Raw genomic sequence first — 12,261 nt, 5'->3', positions numbered from 1 at the left:
CAGTGAAATATTACAAGGTAAATATCCAAACCTAAATTTTATTGATGTAGAAAATATAAGAGATGGACTAAACAGAGTAAACAAAGGTAAACTTTTTGGATACATAGGTACTCTTCCTAGTATCGGGCACATGTTTCAAAAAGAGTTTATCGGTGAGCTTAAAATAGCCGGTAAATTTGATGAGTTTTGGAGGCTTGGAGTTGGAGTTAGAAATGATGATAAAACACTCTTTAGTATTTTTCAAAAAGCGGTAAACTCTTTAAACACAGATGAAAAACAGGCTATTTTAAACAGATGGATTTCTATTAATTATGAAAAAGGTGTTGATTATGATTTAATAAATAAAAGTGTACTATTGTAAGACAATTATTACTGCGTTTAAGGATAGAAGTTGGCTTACAGCAAATTAACATCAACATTTTTACTCATATCTTTTATTGCTACCTTGTTATCTGCTCATACTAATAATGAAAAGATACATGCTCTCAAAAACAATGGCTTACTTATATATAACAAACAAAAAAGTGTAGACTCATTTCACGATATGTTTAGCCAAGGAGACTTCTACGGCAGACTTCGCTCAAACAACTTTTACTTTGCATACAAACAACCCGATTCTAGCCACTACACACAAACTGTTGGCTCAGTGGGTGGCTCTTTTGTCTTTAAAAGTGCGCACTTTAAAGGTTTTGATACAATACTTGGTCTTTATGCTTCTCAAGCATTTTTTGTCGATAAAAATGACCCTGCAGGCTCCTTAAAAGCGGCAAAAGACACTTTTAGCCGTTACAATTATGTAAATACCGGCTCAAAATCTATGGCTGTTCTTGGACAAGCCAACATGGCTTATACCTATTCTCAAACGAAGTTTACGCTCGGTCGACAACTTGTAGAGACTTTTTATACAAAGAGTAATGACACAAAGATGATTCCAAACACTTTTGATGGAGTTGTGCTTGATTCAAAAGATATGAAAAAAACACGAATCAAATTTGCCTACTTACAAAAACAAAAACTGCGTGACCATACAGACTCACACTCTGTTTTGATGTACGGCGATGCAAACTCTTCTTCACACATCAAGCCACAATGGAGTCAAAATGATGATGGTGCGATGCACAGAGGACTTAGCTACTCAGCACTCAAAGCAGCAGGTAAGCCGACCGATGCACCCCTTATAGTTCTTGATGCACAAAATAGCTCTATAAAAAATCTTAAACTCAATTTCTCCTCCTACCTTGTTCCAGAACTTCTCTCGCAAGTAATGGGCGAAGCGAATTACAAAATCGCATTTGATGGGTTTAGCATCACTCCAGGATTACGCTACATTCAGCAGTTTGACAATGGTGCAGGAAAAGTAGGTGGTGCTTCACTCTATAAAATAGGTCTAAACGGGTACAAAGATGCCAACTCTCTAAACGCAGCGATGCTTGGTGCTAGAGTTGTAGCGCGTATAAAAGATTACCGCATCAACCTTGCCTATACAGGAGTCTTTAACAAAGCCGACCTTGTTACACCTTGGAGAGGATTTCCAACTGCTGGCTACACTCGTTCAATGGGAATGTATAACTGGCGCGCAAATGTTAAAAGTTACCGCATTGAACTTGTAAAAGGGGCAAACAGCAAAGGGATTTACACTACACCATTTTTACAAACTTCTGTTTTGTATATGGATGGGGATAAAAGCAAAGCAGAGACAGACAGCCTTTTCTATTATGCAGGAATTATTCAAAACTTACCAAGCGCACCGCAATTTCAATATCGACTGCGTTTAGGATGGAGAGATTTTATTAGCAGCGCTGCGCCTATTTCTAATTATCTTGATTCTCGTTTTGAATTAGATTATCTATTTTAATTTATGGAGAAAAAATGTTAAAAAAACTACTACTTACACTTCTTTTGCTCACAAGTGCTGCGTTTGGCGATAAAATTACCATCTTTGCAGCAAGTGACTTGAAATTTGCACTAGATTCTGTTAAATCAGATTTTATAAAAGCCCATCCAAATGCAGTGATAAATATGATTTATGGCTCTTCAGGAAAAGGGCGTGTTCAGATTGAGCGCGGTGCGCCGTATGACCTCTATTTCTCTGCAAATATGGACTATGTGGAGTATTTATACAAAAAAGGCAAAATAAGCACAAAACCAAAACTCTACGCCATCGGTCGGCTAGTTATTTGGAGTAAAAACAGCCATTTTAATGCAAAAGATGGTTTTAAAAATTTTACAAAAAGCTGGGTAAAACATATAACTATTGCAAATCCTGCTCATGCTCCTTATGGTCAAAAAGCAAAACAGGCACTTGTTAGTAAGGGAATTTATAAGCAGATAAAACCTAAAATTGTATTTGGTGAAAACATTTCACAAACTGCGAACTACATCAGCATTAAAGCAGCAGACATCGGCATCATTGCCCTCTCTTTAGTTCTTTCGCCAGAAATTGCAAATACGAAGAACCATGACTACTACCTTATAAATGACAATCTTCATGAGCCACTCAGACAAGGATATGCCATTACAAAATATGGTCAAAATTCCAAACTGGCACATCAATTTTATGATTTTTTTCAAACAAAAAAGGTACAAAAGATTATGAAAAAATATGGATTTGTTGTGAACAAATAAGATTATGAATAGCATTAAAACACAAATCACTACCATCAGCACACGCAACAACCTCAACATTATTGAGTCTAAAACGCACAATGACACTTTAACAATGATGAGTCTTGATTTGCCTGAATCTCTCAAAAAAGGAAGCCTAGTAAAACTTGCCATCAAGCCGACAAATATTATGCTTGCTAAGGAAAAAATTGGAGTTTTTAGTTGCGAAAATCGACTCGAAGCAAAAATAATAACAATAGAAAAAGGCGAACTCCTCTGTAGTGTTAGAGTTACATATTTACAAAGCAGCCTTGAAGCCATCATTACGCTAAACGCAGCTAATGCCATGCAACTCAAAGTGAATGACGATATTACTCTACTTATAAAAGCAAGTGACATCTACATTAAAGAGATACTCGCAGAAGGTGAATTGTTATGATAGAAGCCTTGCAACATATAGAGTTTACACCCTTTTTTATCTCTTTTAAGCTTGCAAGCATTACTGCGTTTGTACTCTTTTGTGTTGCCCTGCCCCTTGCGTGGTATCTCTCACAAACCAGATCAAGAGTCAAACCTTTCATAGAAGCCGTGACTGCCCTACCTATTGTCCTGCCTCCATCAGTTTTAGGTTTTTACATACTCTGGGCATTTGCACCAGACTCTGCACTTGGAGCATTTTTTGAGGATGCTTTTGGAATAAAACTCGCCTTTAGTTTTACAGGACTTGTAGTTGCAAGCTGTTTTTACTCTCTGCCATTTATGGTACAACCCCTGCAAAGTGGCTTTGAGAGCCTAAATAAAAATATGCTCGAAGCGAGTTATGTCGCAGGAAAAAGCAAATTTGTCACTCTCTTTAAAGTAGCCCTGCCAAACATTAAACCCTCACTCCTTACTGCCATCATTGTCACCTTTGCCCATACAGTCGGAGAGTTCGGTGTTGTTTTAATGGTCGGTGGAAGCATCCCAGGTGAGACAAAAGTCGCTTCTGTTGCCATCTATGATATGGTAGAGATGATGGACTACACAAGCGCACATATTTATAGTGCCATAATGGTACTCATTAGCTTTGTGGTACTACTTGGTGTTTACATTTTTAATGCCAAACAGACGAGAAGGTTTGGATTATGATACACCTCAGCATTCAAAAAAAGCTCCAAGGGGCAGAAGAGAATATGAACCTTGAAGCTGCGTTTAGCGTAAAAGAGGGAGAGTTCATAGCCCTTCGAGGTAAAAGTGGCAGCGGTAAAACAACGCTACTGCGTATTTTAGCAGGGCTTGAAGATGCACAAGGGGAAATAATAGTCGAAAACGAGAGCTGGCTCTCAAAAGTCGCAACACTTCCCCCACAAAAACGCCGTATCGGTTTTGTCTTTCAAGACTACGCACTCTTTGAAAATATGACAATTGAACAAAATCTTATGTTTGTCCAAAAAGACAAAGCACTCGCCACACATCTGCTTGAGCTTACAGAACTTACAGCCCTGAAAAACCGCTACCCAAATGCTCTAAGTGGTGGACAAAAACAGAGGGTAAGCATCGCAAGAGCTTTAATGAAACGCCCAAAAATCCTTCTACTAGATGAACCACTCTCAGCGCTCGACCCGCAGATGCGTAACAAACTTCAAAACGAACTTCTCACCCTACATAAAGAGTTTGGCACAACCACCATCATGGTAAGCCACGACCCAAGTGAGATTTACAAACTCGCCTCACGCGTCATCGAACTTGAAAACGGCAAAATTATCCACGATGGCACACCAAAAGAGGTGCTGCTTAAAACTCAGGGTTCACAAAAGTTCTCATTTGAGGGCGAAGTTCTTGAGATAAAAAAGGTCGATGTGATTTATATCGCTATTGTAGCTATTGGACAGCAATTAGTTGAAGTCGTTATAAGTGCAAATGAGGCAAAAACACTAAAAACAGGAGAAATAGTAAGGCTCAGTACAAAGGCTTTTACTCCTACTATTTCTCATTCCTAAACCTGAACTAACTGAACCCCGTCTTCTAAAATATAACAAAGATGCCCACTTACTCTTTGCTCGCCGGTTATCGCTTTGACTGCGTTTACATAGTAGCGTACCTGTGTGAGGTGTTTATCACTAAAGTTGAGCGAACTTTTATAGTCTATGATGGTATAGCTGCCATCTTCATTTTTTACAAGCAGGTCAAGGTAGCGGAGGTTATTTTTGAAACGCAGTGCTTTCTCTTTAAAAACTTCGCCATCACTAAGGGCTAAAAACTGCTCATTTTGCACAAGGTTTTCTACTCTTTTTGCTATCTCTTCTATCTCCGTATCGCTCAGAGCAAAGCCATATTTGTTACGCATCATATCTACTGCGTTTGGTAATGCTTCAAGAGTAAAAGAGTCCATCATCTCTAGTGTGTAGTGAAGGGCTAGTCCAAAATTGATGGCACGCAAATCATCTTCACCCTCATTTTCAAGTGCGAGCAAGTCGCTCTGTGTACCGTAGTAAAGATTTTCAAATGGCAATTTTTTATGTAGCTTTGGTGCTTTTTTCTCTTTTTTCAAAGAGGTGAGTGTTCCAAACTCCCCATCATTCAGATCTAAAAGCTCAAACGCAGAGTCCTTCTCTTTTTGAATAATTATGAGATTTTCTCTTGCTCTTGTAAAGGCGACATAGAGGGCATTGAGTGTATCTTCACGGGCAAGTTCTTTCTCTTTTGCAAGTGCATAAGCATAATCATTGTCTATGAGTTCTCTATTTGCGGTGCGCAAAAAGAGATTGTGCAGTTTTATGCCCTCATAGTTGTAGATAATGGCATCACGAGACGGCGGTGCTTTTTTGAGTCTGTCAAGCACGATGACATGCTCATACTCCAAACCTTTTGATTTGTGTATGGTCAGCACGCGCACACCGCTGATGTCTGCCGATGCTGCAGCCATATCAAGACGCTCATACTCAAAAAGCAGCGCTTCGATGTCGGAGTAAGATGCCACTGCGTTTAGAAATCTAATAAGATGAAAATCATCGCTAAAAAGTGCATACGCATCAATGCAGCGCTTGACTACATCTACAAGTTTGACAGCATTGAAATCTACATAGCGTATAGGCGCTGCCTCACGCTCAATAAGTGCAAAAAAGTTATGTCGGTAAATATCTTCACGAAAGTAGAGATACTTCAAGTACTCCAAAACAGCCTTGACGCTTCTTTGGTTGATGAGCTTTGTCGTCGTCTCTGTCACTACCTCGATGTTTGCAGCTTCAAGGGTGTTTTTTATCTCCTGTCCATCACCGTTTGTGGCACATAAAATTGCTATCTCATTCACATCTGCACCAAGTGAGATGAAACGCTGCACCTGCTCTACAACCTCTTCTAAAAGTGCATCGTTTGTGCGTATCTGCACATATCCACCCTGTGCTTCAGGTCGGACAAGCTGTGGTGTGTAGTTTTTTATTTTTTGTAAAAAGGTTGCGTTTACAAACTCTATGACCTCTTTTTGAGAACGGTAGTTTGTAAGCAGTTTTTTTACCTCAGTACCGTTTTCACGCGCCACTTCACCAAAGAGAGCTGAAACCCCTCCGCGAAAACGGTAGATGGACTGCTTCACATCCCCGACAAAGAAGAAACTCCCCTCATCAAATACGCCATGCCCTGAGGTTATCTCCTGTATGAGCGGTTTAAGTATCTCATACTGTAAGATACTTGTATCTTGAAACTCATCGAGCAGCATATGCTCTATGGTCGCATCAAGTCGAAAGTAGAGAAATTCGCTGTCGTTGAGGCGGTGGAGTATCTCATAAACAAGCAGTGTCACATCTGAAAAACTCAGCTCACTCTCATCTACATAGAGCGCTTTTTTCGCCTTTTTATAAATATCTACAAGTTCATTGAGCGCATAGAAGAAGTTCTGCTCTTTTGCTCTGTCGTATCCTTTCACTGCGTTTTGAATGGTGCACAGATGTGCATCCATCTCAGGCGTAAAACATTTCTTAAATACCCAATACTCCAGCGTCTCTTTATATACCCAAGTTTTCGCTTTTAACTCTGTAAAATCTGCCATATCGACTGCGTTTAGCAGGGTCTTTGACGCTCCTTTGCAGTTGCGTATGATGCCCTGCAAGCTGCCAAGTGCTGCCATAGCTGCATCTTCATACTCTTTTGTCGATTTTTTAGCAAATGTAAGGTGAGAAAACTCCTCTTTTTTTAAGTAGAACTCATCAAGCAGACGGAAGATGTCAGAGACTCTCTTTTTTGACTCTAGTGAGAGGTTTATAAGCGTGCTGCGTTTATTGGCGACACTCACCTCTTTTAAAAATCTGCTCATCAGTTTTACTTCGTGCTGTTCACTCGCGGTTGTAAAGTCCGGCATCAAAGAGGCATAAAGGGAGAACTTACGCAAAATCTGCGTAAAAAAGCTGTCAATGGTCATTATTTTTGTGCTGGCATTTAAAAACTCTGCAAGGATTTTTTTACGGCGTGCAAGCAGTTCTGCCTCACTCATCTCACACTCTTTTGCTATCTCTGCAAGCTCACCACGCTCGGGCAGTTCTTCAAGAGTTTCGACTATTCGCTCACTCATCTCACGCGCGGCTTTGTTGGTAAAGGTAAGTGCTAAGATTTTTGAAGCATCCGCCCCTTTAAAAAGCAGAGAGAGATAACGAACAACGAGCATAAAGGTCTTGCCGCTTCCTGCACTCGCTTCATATGCAAGATTGTTTACAAAAGCCACTACTCTCTCCCGCAGATAATTTTATATTCGCAGAACTGACAATGCTTCACATCATCTGTCTTTTCAAAGTTGAGCTCTTCAACTGCGAGCAGATCTTTAATGTGCGATTTGAGTATCTCTATCTTCTCAGACAAAAAGGCTTCAGGCACTATTTTTGACTCTTTGAGGTCATAATAGGCACACCCCTCAACATTTCCAAGCCCTCCTGCTAAGAGGTAGTAAAACTCCAGCTGAAAATCTACGGCATCCATAAAGTTGTTCTTGTTGTTGAGCATATATGAACCCGTTTTATAGTCAAGCACTTCGATGATATTGTCATGTTTATCAACGCGGTCAATCTGTCCGACTATTGTCATACCACAAAAAGGCTCTTTAAAAGGCTCTTCTGTTTTGTGCACCTTCCAACCCTGTTTAAAACGCGCTATCTCTGTATGTACAAAAGGTTCAAGACGCTTTTTCTGCATCGCTACAAGGTACTTGTCAAGTTCGCTGTTGCCGCAATACTCATCGAGTGCCGCATCGATGTCACGCTTGAGCTCCCGTGCATCTGTGTAACTGCTCTTTTTCTCATAGACCGCTTTTAGAGCACTATGTACCATATTTCCTATCTCATACTCTTCGGGCATATCTTTTGGAATCTTATGATTTTGAATCTTTTGCACATATTTGTAGTAGTACTTGCGTTTACAGCTTAAGTATGTTTTCAGACGCGTTGCAGAGAGCTCTACATTTTTAAAGCTGTACTCCTGCACTATCTCCTGCTCTTGCTGTGGCACTCTTTTTGAACGATGAAAAAGTATCTCAGCAAAATCGAGTTCATCATGTTCATTTTTCTCTTGTATGCCAAGCTGTTTTAAAAATCGTGAGCCGGAACTCTCGCTTGAACTCACATACGAAATTGCCACCTCTTTAGCGTGTGACATCAGCATCTCATAGTAGTGCTTTTGCAAGTTTTCTCTATCGTTCATGGTTGGCAGACCTGCTATTTCTCGTAATTTTGTATTTAAAAACATATCTTTATCGCTGCGTTTAGGGACATTCTTATCATCAAAATCTATAATGATAACCCCATCAAAATGGACACTTCTTGTCTCAAGCACTCCCATTACCGTCACTTTTCCACCGCGTACATCATCAAGTGTGCGGCTTGAGAGGCGTTGCATAAAGATATTGAGTAGTGATTTGACACCCATCTCGAGCATAAAAGGGAGGAGTTTTTCAAACTTGAAAAGCTCCTCTTCATAGATTTTTATCTCCTGCTTTGAGCTAAAGAGCTCTGTGAGTTCTCCCATAAACGCAGTAAAATCTACTTCAGAAGCTTTTTTGTAGTAGATGGAGTAGAGTTTTATGTAGAGCTCATCCCCTACTCTCTCAACGCGGGCTTCATTCTCTTTGGAGTCTTGCTCTATCGCTTTAAGTGTTGCGTTTAGCTTGGTGTAGAGTTTTGTGGTGCTATATGGCTCACCCATTGCAAAGTTTAGGTTTGCTTTGTCATCAAAAGTGCGTATCATTTGCGCCTGTTGCTCATTTGGCAGTATGACGGCAATGTTCTCTGCGCGATGTCCCTTTGCTACAAACTCATAGATTTTTTGTTTGATGAATGCCACCTGTAAAAGCGGCTCGCTAAAACTCTGACAAGTGATTTGTGAATGTTTTTTTCGTTTTGTTTTGCTTACAATGGTTCGCTCATTGAGTGAGAGTTCATACTCATAGCCACTTTCTAACTCAAAGCCAAGTTCACTAAGTTTACTCTGCATTTTTACATTAAACGCAGTTGTGCTGAGTCTGATTGTTATCTCATTAAACGCAGCAGCTTTTTGTAAAAGTTCTAGCTCAAAGTTTGTCAGGTATCCATCAAGAGAAATCTCTACTTTTTTATGACTTTTGGCAAATGCAGTGTTAAACGTGTATCGTTTTGGTAAAAATATACGGTCTAATAATTTTCGATCATCACAGAGCTTCTCATAACGCTTATAAAGCTCTTGCAAGATGGTAATGTGCTCTTCATACTCAGCATAAACATCCGCTGCGTTTAGCATTGATATATCATAAAGCTCTGCACTTAACTCTTCAAAAAACTTAAATATATAAGAGCTATTTTTTGTAAAAGTAAAGAAGTTTCTCTCTATTTGTATGTTTGCAAACTCTTTAAAGTCAGAAGCCTCTAAAAGTAGAAGTGTTCTACTGTCATCATCAAGATACTTATAGCCTTCAACTATACAAAGTTTAGCTATAAAATCACTCATAGTAATGTAATGCGGTAAAAAAAGTGTCTCGGAGTTTGTAAAGAGCTGCTCGTGGCGAATTGCACGAGCAGAAGGGAGGATTATGGTTTGATTATCCATATTTTAATATGTAGATGCCTCTTTCAATCTTATCTTATGATTCACTCTTGTATCAGCTTTTACCTCATAAAAACGATAATTTTTTCCAACATTTACTTTAAGCAACAGAGTCCATGCACCAGCCTTTGGAAATTTCACATCTTTAAAAACATAAAGCCCATCTTCAAAAACTGGATTTTTTAATTTTTTATCATATATTTGTATCTCTGGACGGCTTATAGCTAAGAGCATTGTAGCATTTTTAACAGGTTTCCCATCTAAAGTTGTTAAAGAGTATATTACATCACAACCACTAGTATTGAGTCGTTCTGTTATATATTTAAGCTTATATTTTTTATTAAATGCAATTTTTGCTTTAATAAAATCATTTATTTTTGCATCAGCAGTTTGATAGCTTGTCATATAAGCATCACTCTCTTGAATACTTGCGCTATCAGTTGTTTTTATTGTCCAAACACCCAAACAAGCAACTGCTGTAATAGCAAGAGCAATGCCAATTGGCCAGAGCTTACCACTTTCTAAAAGTTTCATTTTTGTGCCTTCTTTTATAAATTTGTCTTCTTATATACATAATAATAGCATACAAAACAAAACCATAGAAAAACAGTTTTACATAAAAGAGAGTTTCTTGATTTGTAGCAGCATTATACCCATTTGCAAGTTTTACACCCTTGGCATGTGCAATCTGTTGTGCAATATCAAGATAACCATTAAATAGCGCAGCTGCATATTTATTTGTCATATTATTTTTGTGGGCTTTCCCACCAAGAAGTGGAAGAATACTCCCACCCACATCTGTAACCATACTTTTAACTTCTTTCCAGCTTTTTGCATAAAAAGCTGCCATCATCAATCCCTGAACATAAGATGAAACAGGACTTAAAACTTGTTTTTTATCAAAATACTTATATAAAGCTTTCTCATTTGTTTCAATATCAACTATGGAATTCATTTCAGAAAATGTCAACACTACTGTTGGCTCTTTAAAAGAGGACAAAAGTTGCTTTTCATACTTATACATAGTCATATTTTTTGGTAACTCTTTTAAGAAAATAAGTTTTAGGGAAATACCTGTCTTTTTATAGAGATCAGCACCTATTGAGTTTACTTCTTGAGTTAATTTAGGCTTATGAATAATTTCATCTTTATATAAATATTCAGCAAAGAGTTGTGTTTGAAATACGAGGGTGAGGATGAGGGCACTAAGCCCTCTAATTATAATCTTCAATGAAAACTAACCTATAAATAGATGATTTGGAGTTATAACTGCATAAAGCGTATAAACAGCCATTATTACTAGACCCCATGAAATAATTTTTTCCATTTCTATACTCCTTATTGTTTTACAGTAACTATACGATTGGCTACTGTAGATACTGTATGACCTGAGCCAAAACCAATACCAGAACCAATAGTCTTTTCATCTTTAATTTTATAGAAGTTCATCGCCTCTTCTTTTTGCACTTTCATATTCCAGATAGTTAAACCAGCTAAAATTGAAAGTAACAAAGCAGTTGCAATTAAACCACCAGTCAGACCATCAAGAGCAAAAACTTTTCTATTTTCGTTCATGTTACTCTCCTTTACTTAAGCTCATTACATACGCAGCAATAGCTTCTTTTTGTTTTGGATTTAATGTGTCCATAATAGGCATTTTTCCAATTGCTCCAACTTTACCATTATCAAGTACATTGACAACAAGTTTAGAGTTCCAACCATTAATTTGTGGAGCCATTCCAGCTACACCTTGACCATTAGCACCATGACACATAACACAAGTACCAGCAAATACTTTTGCACCAGCACTGTTTTTATCTTTAAATCCACCAGCAACATAATTTGCTACTTCATCAATCTCTTTGTCAGTGATTGGAGCGTAATTATTGTTAGCATTCATAAGACCTGTACGATTTGGCATTGTTGCTTCAGTTCCAAGTAATTTACCAGTTAATCCATGATTAATTGCATATTTAACACTTTTAACAGAAATTCTTTGATTTAAATCTGCAGCATCTTTTTCATTATTACCATCAGCATTTAGACCATGACAAGCAACACAATCAACAAGGTAAACTGATTCACCCATATTTACTAGTTGCTCACCTTTAATATTTGCATATTTTTTAGAAAATTCTGCATTATCAGCTTTCACTTCTTCATTATATTGACCAATTTGAGAAAACTTATTTACTGGGTAACCTATAGTAAAATACCACATACCCCAAACTATTGTACCTAAAAATATAACTGCCCAACCAAATGGAACTGGATTTTTATATTCACCTATGTTGTCCCAAGATTCATCTGCAAGTTCACCAGTTGCGGTGTCTGTTTGCATTTGACGAACATATTTAACAACAACAAAAACTGTAATAATTACAAGTGCTGCTGCACCTGCAATTGCAAGCATATTGATGATATCACCATTTAAACCACTCTTACCTAGGTAAGTAATTGTCATATATGTTGCACCAAGCATCGCTGCGGTTATTATAATTCCCCAAAGATAAAGCTTATTCATATATCTCTCCTATTTTTTCTTTTCATCTGGCATAGGTTTTACCGGAGCATCACCTATGTCATCCTTTAGTGCCATATTGCTGTAGTGTTCATAATCAA

Annotated in this window: 12 protein-coding genes; 6 read left to right on the top strand and 6 right to left on the bottom strand. The window is 38.2% G+C overall.

Annotation, left to right across the window (positions count from 1 at the left end):
• The 6 genes from MVY38_RS04195 to MVY38_RS04170 all read left to right on the top strand — a co-directional run.
• Nucleotides 1–361: transporter substrate-binding domain-containing protein (locus MVY38_RS04195; protein ID WP_366939757.1), on the top strand; the 361-nt coding region annotated here is incomplete at its 5' end.
• Nucleotides 362–391: 30 nt separating this feature from the next.
• Nucleotides 392–1,855 (top strand): OprD family outer membrane porin, encoded by a 1,464-nt coding sequence (locus MVY38_RS04190; protein WP_297483874.1) that lies wholly within the window; start codon nt 392–394, stop codon nt 1,853–1,855.
• A 14-nt stretch (nt 1,856–1,869) separates the two neighbouring features.
• Entirely contained in the window at nt 1,870–2,625 is a 756-nt protein-coding gene (modA, locus tag MVY38_RS04185) for a molybdate ABC transporter substrate-binding protein (RefSeq protein WP_297483872.1), read from the top strand.
• A gap of 4 nt (nt 2,626–2,629) precedes the next feature.
• Nucleotides 2,630–3,043 carry a TOBE domain-containing protein gene (locus MVY38_RS04180; protein WP_297483870.1) on the top strand — a complete coding sequence of 138 codons (414 nt, stop codon included), beginning with the start codon at nt 2,630–2,632 and terminating at the stop codon, nt 3,041–3,043.
• The gene (gene modB, locus MVY38_RS04175; RefSeq protein WP_297483867.1) at nt 3,040–3,732 is read left to right on the top strand and encodes a molybdate ABC transporter permease subunit; all 693 of its coding nucleotides are present in this window, start codon (nt 3,040–3,042) and stop codon (nt 3,730–3,732) included. Before MVY38_RS04180 ends, modB begins: the two co-directional genes overlap by 4 nt.
• Complete coding sequence (locus tag MVY38_RS04170; RefSeq protein WP_297483864.1) at nt 3,729–4,583, top strand: ATP-binding cassette domain-containing protein; 855 nt, start codon at nt 3,729–3,731, stop codon at nt 4,581–4,583. The genes modB and MVY38_RS04170 overlap by 4 nt, the downstream gene beginning before the upstream one ends.
• Here MVY38_RS04170 and MVY38_RS04165 read toward each other — a convergent pair.
• From MVY38_RS04165 to MVY38_RS04140, 6 genes are all read right to left on the bottom strand, one after another.
• Nucleotides 4,580–7,297 carry a RecB-like helicase gene (locus MVY38_RS04165; protein WP_297483862.1) on the bottom strand — a complete coding sequence of 906 codons (2,718 nt, stop codon included), beginning with the start codon at nt 7,295–7,297 and terminating at the stop codon, nt 4,580–4,582. The genes MVY38_RS04170 and MVY38_RS04165 overlap by 4 nt on opposite strands.
• A complete protein-coding gene (locus tag MVY38_RS04160) occupies nt 7,297–9,642 on the bottom strand; it encodes a PD-(D/E)XK nuclease family protein (protein ID WP_297483860.1) in 2,346 nt (781 codons plus the stop codon). The genes MVY38_RS04165 and MVY38_RS04160 overlap by 1 nt, the downstream gene beginning before the upstream one ends.
• Before the next feature lie 3 nt (nt 9,643–9,645).
• Nucleotides 9,646–10,173 carry a hypothetical protein gene (locus MVY38_RS04155; protein ID WP_297483858.1) on the bottom strand — a complete coding sequence of 176 codons (528 nt, stop codon included), beginning with the start codon at nt 10,171–10,173 and terminating at the stop codon, nt 9,646–9,648.
• Nucleotides 10,151–10,870: a 3-dehydroquinate dehydratase gene (locus tag MVY38_RS04150; protein WP_297483857.1), complete on the bottom strand. Its 720-nt coding sequence runs from the start codon at nt 10,868–10,870 to the stop codon at nt 10,151–10,153. Before MVY38_RS04150 ends, MVY38_RS04155 begins: the two co-directional genes overlap by 23 nt.
• Before the next feature lie 107 nt (nt 10,871–10,977).
• Nucleotides 10,978–11,214, bottom strand: a complete 237-nt coding sequence (locus MVY38_RS04145; protein WP_297483856.1) for a DUF4006 family protein — start codon at nt 11,212–11,214, stop codon at nt 10,978–10,980.
• Between the two features lies 1 nt (nt 11,215).
• A complete protein-coding gene (locus tag MVY38_RS04140; RefSeq protein ID WP_297483854.1) occupies nt 11,216–12,163 on the bottom strand; it encodes a c-type cytochrome in 948 nt (315 codons plus the stop codon).
• Nucleotides 12,164–12,261 lie beyond the last annotated feature (98 nt).

This window comes from Sulfurimonas sp. (assembly GCF_027056685.1).
Lineage (GTDB): Bacteria > Campylobacterota > Campylobacteria > Campylobacterales > Sulfurimonadaceae > Sulfurimonas.
This window is presented reverse-complemented; position numbering and strand designations above follow the sequence as displayed.